Source organism: Microbacterium sp. Leaf151 (assembly GCF_001424225.1).
Taxonomy (GTDB): domain Bacteria; phylum Actinomycetota; class Actinomycetes; order Actinomycetales; family Microbacteriaceae; genus Microbacterium.
Genome location: NZ_LMOR01000004.1, coordinates 245,053 through 265,761, shown reverse-complemented (window position 1 = coordinate 265,761; position 20,709 = coordinate 245,053). Strand labels below are relative to the sequence as shown.

The following is a 20,709-nucleotide window of genomic DNA, read 5'->3' as shown; positions in this document are numbered from 1 at the left end:
TCCTGTTATCGACGGGGTGACCGAAGGAGAAGCCATGAGCGAGAACACGGATGCCACCGCACCCACGGCCGAGGCGGTGCTTGACATCGAGGGCATGACCTGCGCGAGCTGCGTCGCCCGCGTCGAGAAGCGACTGGGCCGGGTGGAGGGGGTCGAAGCCGCCGTGAACCTCGCGACCGAGACGGCCCGCGTGCGCTACCCGGCAGGACTCGACACCACCGCGCTGATCGATGCGGTCCGCGCGGCCGGGTACGACGCCACCGTCCGCACCAGGGTGGCCCGGCTCCCCGCGACGGGCGCCGTGGCATCCCCGCCTCTCGTCGCTCCCGCCACCGAGACGGGCATCACGGATGCCGGCACCCGGTTGCCGCACCCCGCCGCCGTTCCGGCCCCGGGCGGCGCGATCGACGCCGCCGCCGATCACCACGCCGGCGCGATCGACGCCGCCGCCGATCACCACGCCGGCGCGATCGACGCCGCCGCCGGCCACCACGCCGGCGCGCACTCCGCCGCCGACCAGCCGACCGACGCGCAGCACGAGGGACATGTGCACGACACCGCCGACGCGCCCGGCGCGACGCCGCTCCGCGTGCGGCTGCGGGTTTCGCTCGCGCTCGCCGTGCCGGTCGTGGCGCTCGGGATGGTCCCGGCATGGCAGTTCCCCGGCTGGCAGTGGGTCTCGCTCGTGCTCGCCACGCCGATCGTGCTGTGGGGCGGCTGGCCCTTCCACCGCGCGACCCTACGCAATGCGCGGCACGGCGCCGCCACGATGGACACCCTCATCACGCTCGGTACGTTCGCGGCCTACCTCTGGAGCGTCTGGGCGCTCGTCTTCGGCAGCGCGGGGCGCATCGGCATCCGGCACGAGGTCATGCTGTTCGGGCCGGTCCACGACGCCACCTCCGTCGTCTACTTCGAGGTCGCGGCCGCGGTGACCGTCTTCCTGCTGCTCGGCCGCGTGATCGAGCAGCGCTCCACGCGTCGCGCGGGCGCGGCGCTGCGTTCCCTGCTCGACCTCGGCGCGCGCGAGGCCGAGCTCGCCGACGGGCGTCGCATCGACATCGCCTCCCTCGCCGTGGGTGACGACTTCGTCGTGCGGCCGGGCGCGACCATCGCCACCGACGGCGTCGTGATCGAGGGACGCGCCTCGGTCGACGAGAGCATGTTGACGGGGGAGTCGGTGCCGGTCGACGTGGAACCCGGATCGAGCGTCACGGGCGGCACCATCGCCTCGGGAGGTCGACTCGTCGTGCGCGCGACGGGTGTCGGCGAGGAGACGCGGCTGGCACGCATCGCGCGCCTGGTCGAGGACGCGCAGCTCGGCAAGAGCCGTGTGCAGCGCCTCGCCGACCGCATCTCGGGCGTCTTCGTTCCCGTGGTCATCGTGCTGGCGGCGCTGACCCTGGTCGCATGGATCGTCGCCGGCCAACCCGTCGCCGCCGGCTTCACGGCCGCGGTGGCGGTGCTGATCATCGCGTGCCCGTGTGCCCTGGGCCTGGCCACGCCCATCGCGATCCTGGTGGGCACCGGCCGCGGGGCGCAGCTCGGCATCCTCGTCACGGGGCCCGCGGCCCTGGAGTCGGCCGAGCGCATCGACACGATCGTGCTCGACAAGACCGGCACGCTCACGGCGGGACGGATGAGCGTCATTGCGGTCACGGTGGACGAGGGATCGGATGCCGCCGAGGCGCTCCGCCTGATCGCCGCCGTCGAGCGCGGATCGGAGCACCCCGTTGCGCACGCCATCGTGGCTGCGGCGGGGGAGGGGCCGGTGGCCTCCGACCTCGACGCGCTCCCGGGCCGGGGGATCACGGGCAGCGTCGGCGGTGTGCGCGTCTTCGCCGGTCGCCGGTCGCTTGCCGCGGACCTCGGTGCGCCGCTGTCGCCGGTCCTGGCTGCGGCGGTCGCCGACGGCGAGCAACGGGGCACCGTCGTGGTGGCCGGGTGGGCCGAGGGCGACGGGATGCGGGCGCGCGCGGTGATCGAGGTCGCCGACACGGTGCGTCCCGAGAGCGCCACCGCCGTCGCGGAGCTGCGCGCGATGGGACTCGAACCCGTGCTCCTCACCGGCGACAACGAGCACGTCGCCCGTGCCGTCGCGGCCGAGCTCGGTATCGAGCGGGTGCGCGCGGGGGTGCTGCCCGAGGGCAAGGTCGCCGAGATCGCGGCCCTGCGCGCCGAGGGACGCACCGTGGCGATGGTCGGCGACGGGGTCAACGACGCCGCCGCCCTGGCATCCGCCGACCTGGGGATCGCCATGGGGGGCGGAACGGATGCCGCGCTGCACGCGAGCGACGTGGCTCTCATGCGCGACGACCCGCGCGGGATCGTCACCGCCGTGCGCCTCAGCCGCCGCACGATGCGGGTGATCCGCGGCAACCTCTTCTGGGCGTTCGCGTATAACGTCGCAGCTCTCCCGCTGGCGGCGCTGGGTTTGCTCAACCCCATGATCGCGGGCGCGGCGATGGCGTTCTCGAGCGTGTTCGTGGTGCTGAACAGCCTGCGCCTGCGACGCGCGGGCTGACACATAGCCGGGGGCTCGCGCGCACCCGGGCCGACGGGTCCTGGTCCCTTTCTGCACAGATCCGGCGCTGTATGCGAGCAAACGACACAGGACCGCTAGAATGGATGAGACTTCGACTTCCGCTGTCTCGCGAGCCGTTCCGGCGTAGACGCGATGCGGGTCGCCGACACCGCTTCTCCGGCGGCGGTTCGTGCGACGACTTCCCGGGGTCACTGTTCCACCGGCCCAGGCCGGAACGTTCCGGGACGAGATTCCGGACGACACGCTCAGGAGGAGCATGCCGACCACGGCAACCGCCGCCCGTAGCTCGACCCAGCGGCGCAGAAAGACCACGTCATCCCGACGCGACGAGGAAGCCCCCGTCATCCCGATCCTCGCCCGCAAGGTGCGCGAGGTCGAGGCGAAGGCGCAGCGCGGCAAGCTCGGGCCCACCAACCGCGTCAAGTTCCAGGTGATCGCCTTCCTCGTGCGCGAAGAACGCGCCCGGGTCAAGGCCGACACCGAGATCACCGACGCCGCCCGCGCCGAGCTGCTCAAGCGCCTCGACGGGGTGGCGACGATCCTCGCCAAGACGGCCGCGCGCGACACCTCGCTGATCCAGTTGCTCGAAGTCGATCAGGCCACCTCTCCCGTCGCCCGCCGCATGCGCCGCGACTGGCTGCTCGAGGCCGGCTCGGAACTACCGCCCGACGAGCTCATCATCACCGACAACGCGCCCAAGATCGCCCCCGTGGTGCCGGCGTCGCTCGCCGAGAAGCAGGTCATCCCGGCATCCATCGAGGCGCGCCAGATGGCCAACCCGTTCCTCCCGCCCGACCTCACCCCGCGCACGAGCGGTGACGCCCCGCGCCGCCGCCTCGATGGATGGGAGCTCATGGGCCCCCTCTACAAGGCGTTCGAGATCGGCGCCGGCGGTTCGGCGGCGAGCATGGAACTGCCGCCCGTCCCCGAGTTCGACAGGCTGTCGCCGCGCGGGCTCGAGGTCATGCCGCACCAGTCGCGCTTCCTCGAAGCCGTCCGCACCGGTCACCGGTCGTTCCTGCTCGCCGACGAACCCGGTCTCGGCAAGACCGCCGAGTCGGTGCTCGCCGCCAGCGTCGCCGACGCCTATCCGCTGCTGGTCGTCGTGCCCAACGTCGTCAAGATGAACTGGGCCCGCGAGGTGCAGCGCTGGACGCCGCAGCGTCGCGCGACCGTCATCTCGGGCGGCGGTGCCGACATCGACGCCTTCGCCGACATCTTCATCGTCAACTACGAGATCCTCGACCGGCACCTGTCGTGGCTGTCGTCGATCGGTCTCAAGGGCGTCGTCGTCGACGAGGCGCACTTCATCAAGAACCTCACGTCGCAGCGCTCGCAGAACGTGCTGGCCCTGGCATCCCGTGTCCGTCAGCAGACACGCGATCCACTGATGCTCGCCCTCACCGGTACCCCCCTGATCAACGACGTCGAGGACTTCGACGCGATCTGGCGGTTCCTCGGGTGGACCAACGGCGAGAAGCCCGGTCCCGAGCTGATGGAGAAATTGGATGCCACGGGCCTGACGCCCGCCGACAAGGCGTTCTACCCCGAGGCGCGCGAGGCCGTGATCTCGATGGGAATCGTGCGGCGCAAGAAGAAGGACGTCGCCGCCGACCTGCCCGACAAGCTCGTCGCCGACCTGCCCGTCGAGCTCGACGATGAATTCGGTCGTTCCATCCGCCAGGCCGAACGCGAACTCGGCGCCCGCCTCGCGGCGAAGTACCGCCGCATCATCGAGGCGCGCGGCGATCGAGGTCTCGCCGCCGGCGCGATCGACGAGGACATCGTGCGCCTCGTCGCCCACGGCGAACTCGAAGAGTCGAAGGCTGCGGGCTCGGGCAGCGAGAACGTGTTCACCATGGTTCGTCGGATCGGTCAGGCCAAGGCGCACCTCGCCGCCGACTACGCCGTGCAGTTGCAGCGCTCGGTGGGCAAGGTGGTCTTCTTCGCGAAGCACATCGATGTCATGGATGCCGCGGAGGCCCACTTCAAGGCCTCCGGCCTGAAGTCCGTGTCGGTGCGCGGCGAGCAGACCTCGACCGCCCGCCAGGCGGCCATCGACGCGTTCAACAGCGACCCCGGCGTGGGGATCGCGGTGTGTTCGCTGACAGCCGCCGGTGTCGGCCTGAACATGCAGGCGGCTTCCAACGTGGTGCTCGCCGAATTGTCGTGGACGGCCGCCGAGCAGACGCAGGCCATCGACCGCGTGCACCGCATCGGCCAGGGGGAGCCCGTGACCGCGTGGCGCATCATCGCCGCGCACACGATCGACACCAAGATCGCCGAGCTGATCGACTCGAAGGAGGGCCTCGCTCAGCGCGCCCTCGACGGCCAGTCGATCGAGCCCGGTTCGAGCGACTCGGTGCAGCTCTCGGCGCTCATGCACCTGCTGCGACAGGCACTCGGCAAAGCCTGAGTCGGTTCTTCGCGAACGCCCCGGTCGCTTCGGCATCGGGGCGTTCGTGCGTTCGCGGCCCCGGGCAGCGCGTCTGGACGTCGCGAGAACAGGGGATCGGTTGAGAACAGGGTGGGCAGCGCCCGGGATGGCCTGTTTCGGCGCGACCGCCTGTACACGCTGACAGTGGCAGAGCCGAGCGCGGCTCCGGGGTCGAGGTCGTGGCATCCGCCCGCCCGTCGTCACCGTGTGGCAGCGGTCCCGCCCGCGGCGATAGGGTCGAAGACGGCAACGGCGCCGTCACCTCCACCCGAATCACAGCACTTGAGGACTCTGCCCATGAAGATCGGCATCCTGACCAGCGGCGGCGACTGCCCCGGGCTGAACGCGGTCATCCGTGGCGTCGTGCTCAAGGGCACGACCAATTACGACATCGAGTTCGTCGGCATCCGCGACGGGTGGCGTGGCGTCGTCGACGGCGACTTCTTCCCCCTCACGCGCCACGAGGTGAAGGGCCTGTCCAAGGTGGGCGGCACCATCCTCGGTACGAGCCGCACCAACCCGTACGAGGGTGCGCGCGGCGGCGCCGAGAACATCTCCAAGACGCTCTACGGGCACCGGATCGACGGCATCCTGGCCATCGGTGGCGAGGGCACTCTCGCCGCGGCCGACCGCCTGTCGAAGGACGGCATCAACGTGCTCGGGGTCCCCAAGACGATCGACAACGACCTGCGCGCCACCGACTATTCGTTCGGCTTCGACACCGCCGTCAACATCGCCACGGATGCCATGGACCGCCTACGCACCACGGGCGATTCGCATCAGCGCTGCATGGTGGCCGAGGTCATGGGTCGCCACGTCGGCTGGATCGCGCTGCACGCGGGTATCGCCGCGGGCGCGCACGTCATCTGCATCCCCGAGGTGCCGATGTCGATCGACGAGATCGTCGAGCAGGTCACCCGCGCGCACGACCGTGGCCGTGCGCCGCTCGTCGTCGTGTCCGAAGGATTCAAGCTCACCGGAATGGACGAGGCCTTCAGCGACAAGGGCCTCGATGCCTTCAACCGCCCGCGTCTCGGCGGCATCGGCGAGTTGCTCGCCCCCGAGATCGAGCGTCTGACCGGCATCGAGACCCGCTCCACGGTGCTCGGCCACATCCAGCGCGGCGGTTCGCCGTCGGGCTTCGACCGCGTGCTCGCCACGCGTCTCGGGTTGCACGCCGCCGACGCGCTGCACGAGGGCGCCTGGGGTCAGATGGTCGCGATGCGCGGCACCGACATCGTGCGCGTCCCCTTCGGCGACGCCCTCGGCGAGCTCAACAGCGTTCCGCTGTACCGCTACGAAGAGGCCGCCGCGCTGTTCGGTTGAGCCCGGCTCGTTCGTCGCCCCGTCCCGCTCGCGCGGGGCGGGGCGTCGGCGTTGGGCGGGGGATCGGCGTTGCGCGGGGGATCGGCGTTGCGCGGGGGATCCGACCATGTCCCGATTCGGTCGAGGTGTGTCCCAGGTTAGGTTGGCTGGCGGTGTCCCAGGCAGCCGAAATGGGGACATGGGTGGAGATCTGGCCGGAGCGCTCGCTCCGACGCCTGGGGATAGCGCCGAAAGAGGGTGGACGAGACGGGATGCTGAGGCATGCCGAGCCCCGCTCCCCTTCCCGCATCGATTCCCCGCTCTTTCTCTGTTGCCGACGCGGCGGAGCTCGGGGTGACGCGTGCTCGATTGCGCGCCGCCGATCTGGAGTCGCCGTTCCACGGCATCCGGTCAAGGGATCGCGCGCGGCCAACGACCCTGGTGGAGCAATGCCTGGTCTACGCCCCGCGACTGAGGCCGTGGCAGTTCTTCAGCCATGAGACAGCACTCGCACTTCGCGGGGTCAGCACGCCGGAGTGGCCGTACGTGCCGAGGATCCATGTGTCCGCTCATCGTCCCGAGCGAGAGCCTCGAACCTCGGGCGTCGTCGGGCACCGATTGCAGACCCGGGCGCCGGCCGTACGCTCGGGGACGCATGGCCTGCCGGTCGAAGACCCTGTCCGAGCGTGGCGCCAGTGCGGTCGGCTGTGGCCGCTGGACGACCTGGTGGCCGCCGCGGATTCGCTCGTCGGCGGAAAGGAGCCGACCGCGTCGGTGGAGGATCTCCGTTCTGAGATTCGTGAGATGGGCGATGTCCGAGGTGGCATCCTCCGTGCTGCTGCGGACCTCGCCCATCCCGGCGTTCGTTCGCCGCGAGAGACGCGTCTGCGACTGTTGCTTGCCCGGAATGGTCTTCCCGCTCCCGACGTCAACGCCGATATCTTCGACGAGCGGGGGAACTTCGTCGCCGAGATCGACCTGGCCTACCCGCGATGGAAGGTCGCCGTCGAGTACGACGGAAGAGTTCACGCGGAAGACGAACGGCAGTTCGCTCGCGACGCCGATCGATGGGCCGAGATCCGGGCGGCAGGCTGGGATCACGTGCGCGTCCTCAACCATCACCTCCGCGGCGACGGCGCGCGAGCCGTCTCGCTGGCCCGCGACGCTCTCGTTCGAGCGGGCTGGCGGCCGGGGTTGTCGGCTCGCTGAGGATGATGCGCGTCCCGAAAATGGTCGGCTGGAGGGGCTTCAGACAACCGAAAGTGGGACACGACGTGCACAAATCGGGACGCGATCGCCGCGGCCCCCACCGCTCCACGAGGCCGAACTCGCCGCCGCGTCACAACGCCGACCTCGCCGCCGCGCCACAACGCCGAACTCCCCGCCGCACGAAGCGACGAGGCATCCAGCGGCGGCTCGGCTTACTCCGCCAAGCCGAGCACGTCGAGCAGCCAGGCGAGTTCGAACGCGCGCTCGCGCCAGGCGTTGTAGCGGCCGCTCACGCCGCCGTGACCGGCCACCATCTCGCACTTGAGCAGCGCGTCGGCGCCGACCTCGCGGAGACGCGCGACCCATTTCGCGGGCTCGACGTACAGCACGCGGGTGTCGTTGAGCGAGGTGACAGCCAGCATGCGGGGGTACTCGACGCCCTCGCGGACGTTCTCGTAGGGCGAGTACGACTTCATGTAGGCGTACACGTCGGCGTCGTGCAGCGGGTCGCCCCACTCGTCCCACTCGATGACGGTGAGAGGGAGCGAGGGGTCGAGGATCGTGGTCAGTGCGTCGACGAAAGGTACGTCGGCGAGGACGCCGGCGAACAACTCCGGGGCGAGGTTGGCGACGGCGCCCATCAACAGCCCGCCGGCGCTGCCGCCCTCGGCGACGACGCGGTCGGGGGTCGTGTAGCCCTCGGCGACCAGGTGACGCGCCGCCGCGACGAAGTCGGTGAAGGTGTTGCGCTTGGCCAGGAGCTTGCCGTCTTCGTACCACTGCCGTCCCATCTCGCCGCCGCCGCGCACGTGGGCGACGGCGAAGACGACGCCGCGGTCGAGCATCGACAACCGCGCCACCGAGAAACCGGGCTCGATGGAGTGCTCGTACGAGCCGTACCCGTACAGGTGCACGGGCCGGGGGGTCGCCCCGGGCTCGCCGAAGGAACGCTTCCACACCAGCGACACCGGCACGAGGGTGCCGTCGTCGGCGGGCGCCCAGACGCGTGCCTGACCGTAGTCGGCGGGGTCGAACCCGCCCAGTACGGGCTGTCGCTTGCGCAGCACCAACTCGCCGGTGTCGACGACGTGGTCGTAGACGGTGCCGGGCGTGACGAACGACCCGTAGCCCAATCGCAGCACGGGAGGAGCCCACTCGGGATTCCCGCCGGTGCCGACGCTGTACAGAGGTTCGTCGAAGGAGATCTCGTCGACCGTGCCGTCGCTGTACGACAGCATGCCGAGGCGGGCGAGGCCGTCGCGGCGGTAGCCGACCACACCCCAGTCGCGGAACGTGTCGACGCCGAGCAGGCGGTGCCCGCTCCGGTGCGGGATGACGGTCTGCCGCGCACCCTGAGGATCGGATGCCGAGACCCGCACGAGCTCGAAGTCGAGCGCGCCGTCGTTGTGAAGGATGTAGAGAACGTCCTCGCCGTCGACGACGGCATGCGACGACGAATACTCGACGCCGTCGCGTCGCGGCCACACCACGCGAGGCTCTCCGCGGAGGTCGTCGGCATCCAGGAGCCATTCCTCCGACGTGATCGACGAGCCCATCTCGATGACGAGGAAGCGGTCGCTGCGCGTGAAGTCGGCGCCCACCCAGTAGCGGTCGTCGCTCTCGTGGAAGAGCTTCTCGTCGGAGTCGACGGAGGTGCCGATCTCGTGCAGCCACACGGTGTCGGGGCGCCAAGCGTCATCGACGGTCGTGTACACGATGAAGCGGCCGTCGGGCGAGAACGATGCGCCCGAGAAAGTGCCGGGGATCTCGTCGGAGAGCGTCTCGCCTGAGACGAGGTCGCGCACCCGCACGGTGTAGCGCTCATCACCGGCGATGTCGATGCCGTACAGCATGCGCGTGCCGTCGTTCGATATCTCGAAGCTGCCGAGCGAGAAGAATTCGTTGCCCTCGGCTTCGACGTTGCCGTCGAACAGCACCTGCTCGCCCGGTACGGGGCGGTCGGGGGACAGGGTGGGCGGTGTCCAGTCGTCGGGGGAGTCCAGCGGGGCGCGGCACTGGATGCCGTACTGCGCGCCCGCGACCGTGCGGCCGTAGTACCACCACTCGCCCCGGCGGGCGGGCACGGAGAGGTCGGTCTCGAGGGTGCGGCCCTTGATCTCGCCGAAGATCGTGTCGCGCAGCGGCGCGAGGTGGGCGGTGCGCGCCGACGTGTAGGCGTTCTCGGCCTCGAGGTGGGCGACGACCTCGGCGTCGTCCTTCGCGCGGAGCCACTCGTACGGGTCGTCGAAGGTGTCGCCGTGGTGCGTGCGCGCCGCGGAGCGGCGTTCGGTGACGGGTGGTGTCGGCTGGTGCTGAAGGTCGGTCACCGTTCCACGCTACTGCGCCGTCCCGACATCGGGCCGGGCGGCGCGATCCGCGCGCGTTTGACCACCGCCGCCGCCGATGAAAGGATGACGACGCGACCTCGGTGAACGAGTGTCGAACTCCAGGTGAACTCTTCGTTCGTCACGCCGATTTCGTCGGCATCCCTTCCTCCTTCTCACGGAAAGCGAACGGTGGAGAGCGCAGCCCTCATCATCGTGCTGGTCATCGTGCTGGCACTCTTCTTCGACTTCACCAACGGTTTCCACGACACCGCCAACGCGATGGCCACGCCCATCGCGACCGGTGCTCTTAAGCCCAAGGTGGCGGTCCTCCTCGCCGCGAGCCTCAACCTGGTCGGCGCCTTTCTGTCGACCGAGGTCGCGAAGACGATCTCGGGCGGCATGATCCGCGAAGATCAGCTCAGTCCCGACATCTTCCCGCCGATCATCTTCGCCGGCCTCATCGGCGCGATCACCTGGAACATGCTCACGTGGCTGCTCGGACTCCCGTCGAGTTCGTCGCACGCCCTGTTCGGCGGACTGATCGGGGCGACGCTGGTGGGCGTCGGCGCGAGCGCCATCGACACCGGCGTGGTGCTGAGCAAGGTCATCCTGCCGGCGCTCATCGCCCCGCTCACCGCGGGCATCATCGCCTTCACCGTGACCAAGATCGCGTACGGCGTCACCCGTCGCCACGACGCGAAGGCCGACGGTCGAGACGGCTTCCGCTGGGGGCAGATCTTCACCTCGTCGCTCGTCGCCCTGGCGCACGGGACCAACGACGCGCAGAAGACGATGGGCGTCATCACCCTCGCCCTCATCACCGTCGGGTGGCAGTCCAGCGCGAACCCCGACCCGCAGCTCTGGGTCGTCTTCGCGTGCGCCATCACCATCGCGCTCGGCACGTACATGGGCGGCTGGCGCATCATCCGCACCCTCGGCAAGGGCCTGACCGACGTGAAGCCCGCCCAGGGCTTCTCGGCCGAGACCTCGACGGCGGCGACGATCCTGGCATCCAGTGCCCTCGGTTTCGCGCTGTCGACGACGCAGGTGGCGTCGGGATCGGTCATCGGCTCGGGCCTCGGCCGCCGCGGATCGACCGTGCGGTGGAACACTGTCGGACGCATCATGATCGGCTGGGTGCTGACGCTGCCCGCCGCAGGTGCCGTGGGGGCGGCCGCCGCGCTGATCGTGGTGTGGCTGGGCGGCTGGGGCGTCGCCGTCGACGCGGTGATCGCCGTCATCATCATCCTGGGCCTGTTCCTGCGCTCGCGCCGCGATTCGGTCACGTCGGCGAACGCGATGAGCGAGGTCGCCGACTCGGGAGCGGCGGTGAACGTGCCCCGCAAGCCCGGGCCGACGCGCCATCAGCGCCGGCTCGACCGCGACAAGGCCGGGAAGGACGCCTGATGGTCATCGACTGGGGAGCGTTCCTGCAGGTCTTCGTCGCCGCCCTCGTGGGTGCGTCGATCGTCGTCACGTCCTACGCGCTGGGTCTGCGCCTGCTCGTGCGCGGCGGGCGCCCTCCGCTGGTGACCCCGGCGGAGTTCACGGATGCCATCACCGTGCTCACCGACAAGCAACGCCGCCGCGGCGAGAAGGCGGTGGCGAAGGCCGCGCGGAAGAATCCGCTGAGCGACGGCCAGAAGCGCCTCTCGCTCCTCGGTGCCTACGCCTGCTTCGCCGTGTGCGCGGCGGTGGTGCTCGGCGCTCTGCTGCTCATCCTGTTCAACCACTGAACCCGGACGCGATGTCGGAGCCCCCTCCTAGGCTGAGGGAATGGCATCCGTGCACTTCGGTCAGCACGCGCCCGCTGCGCGCGTGATCCTCCACCTCAGCGACACCCATCTGCTGGGCGGCGACCGCCTGCTCGGCGAGCGCTACGACACCGCGCGACACCTGCGGCGCACGCTCGAGGCCGCCGAGGCGACCGGCGTGCGGCCGGATGCCGTGGTGTTCACGGGCGACCTGACCGACCTCGGCGAGCCCGAGGCGTATCGGGCCCTCCGCGCCGCGGTGGAGCCCTGGGCGGCGCGTCTCGGTGCACCGGTCGTTTGGGTGGCCGGCAATCACGACGAACGGCCGGCTCTGCGCGCCGAACTTCTCGACGCAGAGGCGAGCGAGGAGCCGGTGACCGGCGTGTGGGACCTCGGTGGTCTGCGGCTCATCGCCCTCGATTCGACGGTTCCGGGCTGGCACCACGGCGACCTCGACGCCGCGCAGCTCGACTGGCTCCGCGGCGAGCTCGTCGAGCCGGCTCCGCTCGGCACGATCCTCGCCCTCCACCACCCGCCCCTGCCCACGCACATCCCGTTCTTCGACATCCTCGAGCTCCGCGACCAGCGCGGTCTCGCCGAGGTCATCCGGGGAAGCGATGTGCGGGCCATCCTCGCCGGCCACCTGCACTACTCGACATCGGGCACGTTCGCCGGGGTTCCCGTGAGCGTCGCCGCAGCCTCGTGTTACACGATGGATCTCGCCCGTCCGGCCGATGAGGTCAACGGCATGGATGCCGGGCGCTCCTTCCACCTCGTGCACGTCTGGGACGACACCGTCACGCATGCCGTCGTCCCCGTCGTCGAGGCGGAGGCGACGGGTTTCTTCACCCCCGAGTGGACGGCGCGCATGGCGGCGCTGAGCGCGGAGGAGCGGCTCGAGGCGTTCTCGCGAAAGCGGTGAGCCGCTGCTCGTCGCCCCCGGGTGGAGGGCAGCCCGCGCGTACTCGCAGAGCGTGCAATAGACGCACCGGACGGTGCGGATGCGGCGGCAGGCCGTCGCGGCCACCGACTCCGCCCGAGGCGGTCGTTAGGCTCAGGGCATCCCTGCTCGCCGTGACACCCACAAGGACGTATCCATGGCTTTGGACGCGATGACGCGCACCCGTACCGAGACCGACTCCCTCGGATCGCTCGAGATCCCCGCCGACGCGTACTGGGGCATCCACACCGCTCGCGCGTTGGAGAACTTCCCGATCGCCAAGCGCCCCATCTCGGTGTACCCCGACCTGGTGCGGGGCCTCGCCATGGTCAAGCAGGCCTCAGCCCGCGCCAACCGCGAGATCGGCGTGCTCGACGAGGCGAAGGCCGACCTCATCGACCGCGCCGCCCAGCGCGTCATCGACGGCGAGTTCCACGACGAGTTCACCGTCGGCGTCATCCAGGGCGGGGCCGGGACCTCGACGAACATGAACGCCAACGAGGTCATCACCAACATCGCCCTCGAGATGGCGGGCCGAGAGAAGGGCGACTACGCCTTCCTCTCGCCGATCGACGACACCAACCGCAGCCAGTCGACCAACGACGTCTATCCGACGGCGATCAAGATCGGTCTCTCGCTGACGCTGCAGAGTCTGCTCGAAGAGCTCTCGATGCTGCGGAAGTCGTTCCTGGCGAAGGCGGAAGAGTTCCACGACGTCCTGAAGGTGGGGCGGACGCAGCTCCAGGATGCCGTGCCGATGACGCTGGGTCAGGAGTTCCACGGCTTCGCCACGACGCTCGGCGAGGATTACAGCCGCCTCACCGAGAACGCCTACCTGATGTACGAGATCAACATGGGCGCCACCGCCATCGGCACGGGCATCACCGCCCACGCCGGGTACGGGGGAGCGGTGCTGCGGCACCTGAGGGCCATCACCGGCCTCGACCTCGAGACCGCGACCGACCTGGTGGAGTCGACGAGCGACACCGGTGCTTTCATGTCGTTCTCGTCGTCGTTGAAGCGCAACGCCGTGAAGCTGTCGAAGATCTGCAACGACCTGCGGCTGCTGTCGTCCGGCCCGCAGGCGGGGCTCGGCGAGATCAACCTGCCGCCGCGCCAGGCGGGTTCCAGCATCATGCCCGGCAAGGTGAACCCGGTGATCCCGGAGGTCGTGAATCAGGTGGCCTTCTCCGTCGTCGGCGCCGACATGACGGTGACCATGGCCGTCGAGGGCGGCCAGCTGCAGCTCAACGCCTTCGAACCGGTCATCGCGCACTCGATCTACCAGTCGATCACCTGGATGCGGCAGGCGATGTGGACTCTGCGCGTGAACTGCGTCGACGGCATCACCGCGAACCGCGAGCGACTGGGTGCAATGGTCGGCTCTTCGGTCGGCGTCGTGACCGCGCTCACGCCGTTCATCGGTTACGCCGCGTCCGCGGCGCTGGCCAAGACCGCGCTGCTGACGCACCGCAACGTCGCCGACCTCGTCGTGGAGGCGGGCCTGATGACCCGTGAAGAGGTCACGAAGCAGCTGTCGCCCGCACGCCTGTCGGGCCTGCAGGCGGTCACCGCGGCCATCCCGATCGTCCGGGCCGCCGACAGCGTCGTGGAGGAGTGACCCGCTGAACGACGAAGGGTCGGGACCACACGTCCCGGCCCTTCACCGCGGAGCCGCCTCTCGTGACGCCGAGACCGCTTCTCGCTGACGTCCCGTCCGGGCCGCAGCGCTCTCGTCGGTGAGACTCCGTCCCGCGGGAGCGGGGCCGGCTCAGTCGAGGATGCGGCAGTGGGTCGTCAGCTCGCCGATGCCGTCGATGCCGACGGTCACGGTCGAGCGGTCGCGGAGGAAGATCTGCGGATCGCGTGAGTACCCGGCACCGCCGGGGCTGCCCGTCGAGATGAGGGTCCCCGGCAGCAGCGTCACCGACTCGGACAGTTTGTGGATCAGCGTCGCCACCGACCGCACCATCTGGCCGGTGCTGGCATCCTGCACGGTGTGTCCGTCGACGACCGTCCAGATGTGCAGGTCCTGCGGGTCGGGGATCTCGTCTGCCGTGACCACGAACGGACCCGTCGGGGTGAAACCGTCGAAGGATTTGCAGCGCGACCACTGCGCCTCGGAGAACTGGATGTTGCGGGCGGTGATGTCGTTGACCACCGTGTAGCCCCACACGTGTCGGAGCGCGTCAGCCTCGGCGATGTCCCGGCCGGGCCGGCCGATGATGACGCCGAGCTCGGCCTCGTAATCGACGGCCTCGCTGAGCGCGCGCGGCCACGAGGTGGTCGCCTCGTGCGCGGTGAGCGAGTTGGGCCAGAGCACGAACACCGTCGGCCCCGCGTCGGTCTTGAGCCCGAGCTCGCCCGAGTGGGCCGCGTAGTTCAGCCCCACAGCGAGGATCGAGGGGGGAGCGAGGACGGCCGAGGCGTACCGGATGCCGGAGAGCGGATGCCGCGGGGCCGAGGACGCGGCCTCGCGCACGCGGTCGAGCAGGGCGTCGCCGCCGGCGATCAGTTGCTCGAGCGTTCCGGGGGCGCCGTCGAAGAGCGCGTCGACGAAGACGATCTCCTCGTCGTGGACCGAGACGAGACGGGGGGCTTCGGCCCCTTCCTGGGACTGGGCGTGGGCGAAGCGCATACGTCCACGCTACCTGGACGGGCGCGCGGCCGGGGAGCTCGCAAGCCCCGGATGCCGTGCCGGAGTTCGGCCCTAGGCTGTGCGCATGAGCTCCCCCTCGCCGTTCTCCCGACCGGGATCGGGTGAACCCACCCGCATCTCGAGCGCGCCGCAGGCGCCCGCCTCCGCGGCGCCCCCGCGGTCACGTCGCGGTGGCGTGGCGCTGTGGGTGATCGCGGTGCTGCTCGTGCCCCTGTTGGCACTGCTCGTGCGGTACTTCACCGGCTTCCTGGGTACGGTGGCATCCTTCATCGGTCTGATCCTCGCGGCGATCCCGTTCGTCATCGTGTGGTTCGCGGTGCGGTACATCGACCGGTGGGAGCCCGAGCCACGGCGGCTGCTCGTCTTCGCCGTTGCGTGGGGAGCTGTCGCGTCGGTGGTGATCGCGCTGGGCATCGATCTGCTGATCAGCCTCGTGACCGGCGGGCTCCCGCCGGCCATCGGCGCTGTCGTGCAGGCACCGATCGTCGAGGAGGTGGCGAAGGGGCTCGGGGTGCTGCTCATCTTCGCCTTCGCGCGCCGCGTGTTCGACGGGCCGGTCGACGGCATCGTCTACGGGGCACTGATCGGGGCGGGATTCGCCCTCACCGAGAACGTGCAGTACTTCGCCATCAGCTACCTCGAGGGCGGGCCGGGGCAGGTGGCGAGCACCTTCTTCCTCCGGGCGGTGCTTTCCCCGTTCGCGCACGTCATGTTCACCAGCCTCGCGGGCTTCGCTTTCGGCCTGGCCGCCCGCCGCGGTCTGAGCACGCGCGCGGCGCTGGCCTACGGCATCCCCGGGGTGATCGGCGCGATCGTGCTGCACGCACTGTGGAACGGCTCGGCCACGTTCTTCGACTTCTTCGAGCTGTATGCGGCTCTACAGGTGCCGCTGTTCGTGTTGTTCATCCTCGGCGTCCTGGCGCTGCGACGCGAGGAGACCCGCCTGACCCGGGCCCGTCTCGGCGAGTACGCGGCGGCCGGTTGGTTCACCCCGCAAGAGGTCGACATGCTCGCCACCGGTCCCGGGCGCCGCTCCGCGGTGGCCTGGGCGCGCACCCTCCCCGGCGACCGGTCCGCGGTGATGAAGACGTTCATCGTCGACGCCACGGCACTGGCCGCCGCGCGACAGCGGTCATTGTCGGGCCGCGATCCGCACGCACCGGCGACCGAGCGCTATCTGCTCGAGCGCACGATGGCGGCTCGGACGGCTTTGCTGTCGTCGTGAGGCCCGCCGAGCCATGGCCCGGCGAGCCATGGCGCGGCGAGCCGTGGTCCGGCTCTCCCGCAGGCTGGTAGCGCGTCATGGTGTCGTGCCGAACGGGCCGGGTCTTGACAGTCGGCCGGGGCGGGCGCACCATCGTTGTAGGCCAACTCAGCGCCCGGTAGACACGCAGGCATCGCCGCGGCACCGGGCGCTGAGTCTTTCCCCCGTTCGTTGTCCAGGGGCTTCCTGAGCGGTTGCGGCGTGCTTGGATGGAGGCATGACTGATCGCACCAAGCCGGAGTTCGACGCTCCCAGCGGCCCCGCCCCCTCCGACCTCGTCATCCGCGACATCATCGTCGGAGACGGCGACGAGGCCAAGCCCGGTGACACCGTCACCGTGCACTACGCCGGTGTCGAGTACGAGTCGGGCGAAGAGTTCGACTCGTCGTGGGGCCGTGGCGAGAGCATCCAGTTCCCCCTCCGCGGGTTGATCCAGGGCTGGCAGGACGGCATCCCGGGCATGAAGGTCGGCGGACGCCGCGAGCTCGTCATCCCGCCGCACCTGGCCTACGGTCCTGCCGGCGGACACTTCCTCGGCGGGAAGACCCTCATCTTCATCATCGACCTGCTGAAGGTCGGCTGACCGGGGCTTCTTCACCCGACGTTCACGAACCCGAGGGGGCTACGGCTCCCTCGGGTTCGTTGTTTACCTCGATCGTGGAATACATTCGTGTGAATGGGAGTTCGGCTTCTTCAGGACGCCGACACGGCTCCCCAGACCTCAAGGAGTGACATGACCGACACCACTGCCCTCGACATCCCCGGCTACAAGACCGGCACCTGGGTCCTCGACCCCGCCCACAGCGAGGTCACCTTCTCGGTGCGTCACATGATGATCTCGAAGGTGCGCGGCACGTTCGGCGTCAAGAGCGCCACGATCGTCGCCCCCGAAAACCCCTACGACGCCACCGTCGAGGCCTCCGTCGACGTCACCTCGGTCGACACCAAGGACGAGGGTCGCGACCAGCACCTCCGCAGCGCCGAGTTCTTCGACATCGAGACGTACCCGACCATGGACTTCCGCTCCACCGGTATCCGCCTCGAAGACGGCGACTTCCTCGTCGACGGCGACCTCACGATCCGCGGCATCACCAAGCCCGCGACCTTCTCGCTCGACTTCGGCGGCTTCGGCACCGACCCGTGGGGCAACTACAAGGCCGGCGCGACCGCCAAGACCGTCGTCAACCGCGAGGACTTCGGCCTCACCTGGAACGCCGCCCTCGAGACCGGCGGCGTGCTCGTCGGCAAGGACGTCACCATCGAGCTCGACCTTCAGCTCGCGCTCCAGGCGTGATCGTTCCGCAGCGGTTGCTGCGGGCGTGATGCTTCACGAGGGCCCCGGATGCCATGGCATCCGGGGCCCTCGTCCTGTCCGTGGACGGCATCGACGTCAGCCGGCCACGGCCGGGACGCTCACACGCGTGGGTGGAGCGGCAACTGCGAGCCTCGGGACGCCCCGCTCAGACGGGCCGCTACGCCCACACGTGCCGGCGCCAAGAGTCTGCAAGCCGCGGAGCGCGCCGCTCAGGCCGCCTGCCACTCCCGCACGTGCCGGCGGTGCGGAGCTCGCGTGCGGGCCGGTGCGCTCACACGAGCGTGCGTCGGGGGATCCGCAGCCTCTGCTGCACCAAGAGGATGCCGACGAACACCACGGCGGCGCCGACCGGCTCGTTCCACGAGATGCGCTCGCCGAGCACGAGGACGCCGAGCGCCACCCCGACGACCGGCGTGATGTACGTGACGGTGGACGCCCGGGTCGGACCCCACGCGCGCAGCACGTTCTGGTTCCAGATGTAGGCCAGACCCGTACCGAGCATGCCGAGCGTGACGATGCTGGCGACCACCGCTGGTGTGAGGCGCATCGGCTCGGCCAGGATCACGGGCGACAGCAGCACCGTCAGCGCCGCCGCCGGACCGATGTAGCCGAAGGCCAGCGCGATCCCCGACAGCCCGGTGTCGTTGAGGAACCGCCGCACGTACGCGAGGCTGAAGCCGTAGCAGGCGGTGGCGCCGAGGAGGGCGAGTTGGGCGACGGTGCTGTTGCCGACGTCGGTCACGGCGCCGGGTGCGATGATCACGACGACGCCCGCGATGCCGACGGCGATGCCGACCAGCTGGCCGGGCTTGAGGCTTTCGACGCGGAATGCCGCCCACGCCATGATCGCCGTCATGATCGGGGTCGTCGCGTTGAAGATGCTCGCCAAACCCGACGACACGTGCTGCTCGGCCCAGGCGAACAGCAGGAACGGCACCGCGCAGAACGTCACCGCGAGCACGCACAGGTGACCCCAGATACGTCGGCTTCGCGGGAGGCGCTCGCGGCGGATCGCGATGATCGCGGCGAGGGTCAGGGCGCCGAAGAGCAGACGACCGCCGGCGACCTGCGCCGGTGTCATACCGGTCAGGGCGACCGCGATGAAAAGGAAGCTCGAGCCCCAGACGACGCCGGCGAGGACGAACTGGACGGCGATCGAGACGGGGGAGGGAGAGGGACCGGAAGCCACGTTCCCGACCCTAGGCCCGCGCTCCGACATCGCACCGTCCGGGCGAGTGCGACGGCCGGAATCCGCCGACGATCGGCAGTCGGGCCCGTCTTCGCTCGCCGTGTCGGGGGTGCGGGTGCGGGTGCGGAGTGCGGGCATGGGGACGTGGAGCTCGGGGTGCTGGGCGCGCGGGCGCGGCGGGGAGCGCCGAGCGGTGAGTGCAGCGTCAGGGCTGCGGATCGAGCGCGTCGTACTGCCGGAACCGGGGCGAGAAGCGCACGAGTGTGCCCACGAGGGCGAGGATCACGATGCCGCCGAACAGGGGCGGCACCCAGAGCGCCGCAATTGTCGCGAGGGTTCCCGCATAGAGGGCGCCCACGCGGGGACCCCCGGCCACCACGACGATGAAGATGCCTTGGAGGCGGCCGCGCATGGCATCCGGAACCGCCGCCTGCATCATGGTCGACCGATAGATGGCGCTGACGTTGTCGGCGGCGCCGGAGACCGAGAGGGTGATCGCCGCCAGGACGATCAGGGCGACGGCGGCGTGCGACTCGTCGACGACGTCGGGGCGGAGCCAGCCTGACGCGGCGGCGAGCAGCACGAGCCCGAAGGCGCCGATGGACAGCCCATAGACCTGGATCGCCCTCTCGATGCCGAGCCCCTGGCGGCGGACGCGCCCGATGGGTCCGGAGAACAGGCTCGACAGGAAGGCACCCGCGGCGACCGCCGCCGTGAGCACGCCCGTGGTGATCGCGCCGCCGCCGAGGAGGACCGCGCCGATCGCGGGGAACAGGGCCACCGGCTGGCCGAAGGTCATTGCGATGATGTCGAGCACGTACTGCAGGCGGATGTTGGGTGCGCGGCGCAGGAACCGCACGCCGTCGCGCAGCGACTCCAGGCCGGGGCGCACCACCTCGCCTTCCGGACGGAGCTTCGGCAGCGACCACAGGCCGAGGAACAGCGAGGTCATGAGCAGCACGTCGAGCGAATAGGTCCACGCATAGCCGGCGAACGCGACGAGCACCCCGGCGAGGGCGGGGCCGGCCATGACCATGATTCCGACGGTGACGCCCTGCAGCGCGGCGGCGGCCGGCAGCAGGTCGCGCGGGATGAGGCGCGGGGTGATGGCCGACTTCGTGGCCATGACGATCGAGTTGGCTGCGGAGTTCACCACGCTGAGGACGAAGAGCCACCCCACCGTCTCGAGGCCCGTCCACGCCAGCACAGCGAGCAGCGCGGTCGAGGCGAAGGTGACCACGGCCGCGAGCAGGGCCACCGTGCGGCGGTCGAACGCGTCGGCGAGCATGCCGCCGTACAGGCCCGCCGCGATCATCGGCAGGAGTCCGGCGACCGCGATCATCGACACCGCGAGAGTGCTCTGGGTCAACTCGAACACGTGCAGCATGACCGCCACCACGGTGAGCTGCCCGCCGAGTCCGGCCAGCGTGGAGCCGATCCACAGGCGGGCGAACGCGGGGGAGGTGGTGAGGGGCCGCAGGTCGATGAACGCGCTCTGCCGCGCGCTCACGCGTCGACCTCGACGCGTTTCACGCGAGAGGCGTGCCCCCGCAGGATCTCGACGTCGCGCGGCCGCACGCCGAAGTGGGCGGCGAGCGCCAAGACGACACCGCTGTTGGCGGCGCCGTCGACGGCGCGCTCGCGCACGCGGACCACGAGGCCGTCGGCGGTGTCTTCGACGAGGGGGCCGCGTCGATCGCCGGGCTTGACGCGGACGGTGAGCTGCACGGATCGAGGCTACGCCAGCCCTCCGACACCGGGCGCG

General features: G+C 70.2%; 16 protein-coding genes. 11 read left to right on the top strand and 5 right to left on the bottom strand.

Features of this window, described 5'->3' with window-relative positions; genetic code table 11:
* The first annotated feature begins 34 nt into the window (after positions 1–34).
* The 4 genes from ASF76_RS12015 to ASF76_RS12000 all read left to right on the top strand — a co-directional run bounded on the left by ASF76_RS12015 (position 35) and on the right by ASF76_RS12000 (position 7,496).
* Positions 35–2,524, top strand: coding sequence for a heavy metal translocating P-type ATPase (locus ASF76_RS12015; RefSeq protein ID WP_055957972.1), 2,490 nt, complete (start codon positions 35–37; stop codon positions 2,522–2,524).
* Positions 2,525–2,801: 277 nt separating this feature from the next.
* On the top strand, positions 2,802–4,961 hold the full coding sequence (locus ASF76_RS12010; protein WP_055957969.1) for a DEAD/DEAH box helicase: 2,160 nt from the start codon (positions 2,802–2,804) through the stop codon (positions 4,959–4,961).
* 318 nt (positions 4,962–5,279) lie between these two features.
* Positions 5,280–6,308, top strand: a complete 1,029-nt coding sequence (locus tag ASF76_RS12005) for a 6-phosphofructokinase (protein ID WP_055957966.1) — start codon at positions 5,280–5,282, stop codon at positions 6,306–6,308.
* A 783-nt stretch (positions 6,309–7,091) separates the two neighbouring features.
* Positions 7,092–7,496: a DUF559 domain-containing protein gene (locus tag ASF76_RS12000; protein WP_156459243.1), complete on the top strand. Its 405-nt coding sequence runs from the start codon at positions 7,092–7,094 to the stop codon at positions 7,494–7,496.
* Positions 7,497–7,708: 212 nt separating this feature from the next.
* Here ASF76_RS12000 and ASF76_RS11995 read toward each other — a convergent pair whose 3' ends face one another.
* Positions 7,709–9,823: a S9 family peptidase gene (locus tag ASF76_RS11995; RefSeq protein WP_055957961.1), complete on the bottom strand. Its 2,115-nt coding sequence runs from the start codon at positions 9,821–9,823 to the stop codon at positions 7,709–7,711.
* A gap of 189 nt (positions 9,824–10,012) precedes the next feature.
* Here ASF76_RS11995 and ASF76_RS11990 point away from each other — a divergent pair, with 189 nt between their 5' ends.
* The 4 genes from ASF76_RS11990 to ASF76_RS11975 all read left to right on the top strand — a co-directional run bounded on the left by ASF76_RS11990 (position 10,013) and on the right by ASF76_RS11975 (position 14,138).
* The gene (locus ASF76_RS11990) at positions 10,013–11,230 is read left to right on the top strand and encodes an inorganic phosphate transporter (RefSeq protein ID WP_055957958.1); all 1,218 of its coding nucleotides are present in this window, start codon (positions 10,013–10,015) and stop codon (positions 11,228–11,230) included.
* Positions 11,230–11,559 (top strand): hypothetical protein, encoded by a 330-nt coding sequence (locus tag ASF76_RS11985; RefSeq protein ID WP_055957955.1) that lies wholly within the window; start codon positions 11,230–11,232, stop codon positions 11,557–11,559. Before ASF76_RS11990 ends, ASF76_RS11985 begins: the two co-directional genes overlap by 1 nt.
* A gap of 40 nt (positions 11,560–11,599) precedes the next feature.
* Entirely contained in the window at positions 11,600–12,499 is a 900-nt protein-coding gene (locus ASF76_RS11980) for a phosphodiesterase (RefSeq protein WP_055957952.1), read from the top strand.
* 175 nt (positions 12,500–12,674) lie between these two features.
* Positions 12,675–14,138 (top strand): aspartate ammonia-lyase, encoded by a 1,464-nt coding sequence (locus tag ASF76_RS11975; protein ID WP_055957949.1) that lies wholly within the window; start codon positions 12,675–12,677, stop codon positions 14,136–14,138.
* 150 nt (positions 14,139–14,288) lie between these two features.
* On the opposite strand, the gene ASF76_RS11970 is transcribed toward ASF76_RS11975, so the two are convergent.
* Entirely contained in the window at positions 14,289–15,155 is an 867-nt protein-coding gene (locus ASF76_RS11970) for a fumarylacetoacetate hydrolase family protein (protein ID WP_055957946.1), read from the bottom strand.
* Between the two features lie 85 nt (positions 15,156–15,240).
* On the opposite strand from ASF76_RS11970, the gene ASF76_RS11965 reads away from it, so the two are divergent.
* The 3 genes from ASF76_RS11965 to ASF76_RS11955 all read left to right on the top strand — a co-directional run bounded on the left by ASF76_RS11965 (position 15,241) and on the right by ASF76_RS11955 (position 17,734).
* Positions 15,241–16,401, top strand: a complete 1,161-nt coding sequence (locus tag ASF76_RS11965) for a PrsW family intramembrane metalloprotease (RefSeq protein WP_055957943.1) — start codon at positions 15,241–15,243, stop codon at positions 16,399–16,401.
* 256 nt (positions 16,402–16,657) lie between these two features.
* The gene (locus tag ASF76_RS11960) at positions 16,658–17,023 is read left to right on the top strand and encodes an FKBP-type peptidyl-prolyl cis-trans isomerase (protein WP_013583439.1); all 366 of its coding nucleotides are present in this window, start codon (positions 16,658–16,660) and stop codon (positions 17,021–17,023) included.
* Between the two features lie 150 nt (positions 17,024–17,173).
* Positions 17,174–17,734 (top strand): YceI family protein, encoded by a 561-nt coding sequence (locus tag ASF76_RS11955; protein ID WP_055957940.1) that lies wholly within the window; start codon positions 17,174–17,176, stop codon positions 17,732–17,734.
* Positions 17,735–18,026: 292 nt separating this feature from the next.
* On the opposite strand, the gene ASF76_RS11950 is transcribed toward ASF76_RS11955, so the two are convergent.
* The 3 genes from ASF76_RS11950 to ASF76_RS11940 form a co-directional block, all read right to left on the bottom strand.
* Complete coding sequence (locus ASF76_RS11950; protein WP_082485034.1) at positions 18,027–18,944, bottom strand: DMT family transporter; 918 nt, start codon at positions 18,942–18,944, stop codon at positions 18,027–18,029.
* Between the two features lie 205 nt (positions 18,945–19,149).
* On the bottom strand, positions 19,150–20,454 hold the full coding sequence (locus tag ASF76_RS11945; protein WP_055957937.1) for an MFS transporter: 1,305 nt from the start codon (positions 20,452–20,454) through the stop codon (positions 19,150–19,152).
* Positions 20,451–20,672 carry a DUF167 domain-containing protein gene (locus ASF76_RS11940; protein ID WP_055957934.1) on the bottom strand — a complete coding sequence of 74 codons (222 nt, stop codon included), beginning with the start codon at positions 20,670–20,672 and terminating at the stop codon, positions 20,451–20,453. The genes ASF76_RS11945 and ASF76_RS11940 overlap by 4 nt, the downstream gene beginning before the upstream one ends.
* Between the last annotated feature and the right edge of the window lie 37 nt (positions 20,673–20,709).

What these genes read in the sequence shown, in the direction of transcription:
- ASF76_RS11980 (WP_055957952.1), top strand. Translation starts at nt 11,600, where the DNA reads ATGGCATCCGTGCACTTCGGTCAGCACGCGCCCGCTGCGCGCGTGATC.
- ASF76_RS11985 (WP_055957955.1), top strand. Translation starts at nt 11,230, where the DNA reads ATGGTCATCGACTGGGGAGCGTTCCTGCAGGTCTTCGTCGCCGCCCTC.
- ASF76_RS12005 (WP_055957966.1), top strand. Translation starts at nt 5,280, where the DNA reads ATGAAGATCGGCATCCTGACCAGCGGCGGCGACTGCCCCGGGCTGAAC.
- ASF76_RS11960 (WP_013583439.1), top strand. Translation starts at nt 16,658, where the DNA reads ATGACTGATCGCACCAAGCCGGAGTTCGACGCTCCCAGCGGCCCCGCC.
- ASF76_RS11970 (WP_055957946.1), bottom strand. Translation starts at nt 15,155, where the DNA reads ATGCGCTTCGCCCACGCCCAGTCCCAGGAAGGGGCCGAAGCCCCCCGT.
- ASF76_RS12015 (WP_055957972.1), top strand. Translation starts at nt 35, where the DNA reads ATGAGCGAGAACACGGATGCCACCGCACCCACGGCCGAGGCGGTGCTT.
- ASF76_RS11955 (WP_055957940.1), top strand. Translation starts at nt 17,174, where the DNA reads ATGACCGACACCACTGCCCTCGACATCCCCGGCTACAAGACCGGCACC.
- ASF76_RS11975 (WP_055957949.1), top strand. Translation starts at nt 12,675, where the DNA reads ATGGCTTTGGACGCGATGACGCGCACCCGTACCGAGACCGACTCCCTC.
- ASF76_RS11965 (WP_055957943.1), top strand. Translation starts at nt 15,241, where the DNA reads ATGAGCTCCCCCTCGCCGTTCTCCCGACCGGGATCGGGTGAACCCACC.
- ASF76_RS12000 (WP_156459243.1), top strand. Translation starts at nt 7,092, where the DNA reads ATGGGCGATGTCCGAGGTGGCATCCTCCGTGCTGCTGCGGACCTCGCC.
- ASF76_RS12010 (WP_055957969.1), top strand. Translation starts at nt 2,802, where the DNA reads ATGCCGACCACGGCAACCGCCGCCCGTAGCTCGACCCAGCGGCGCAGA.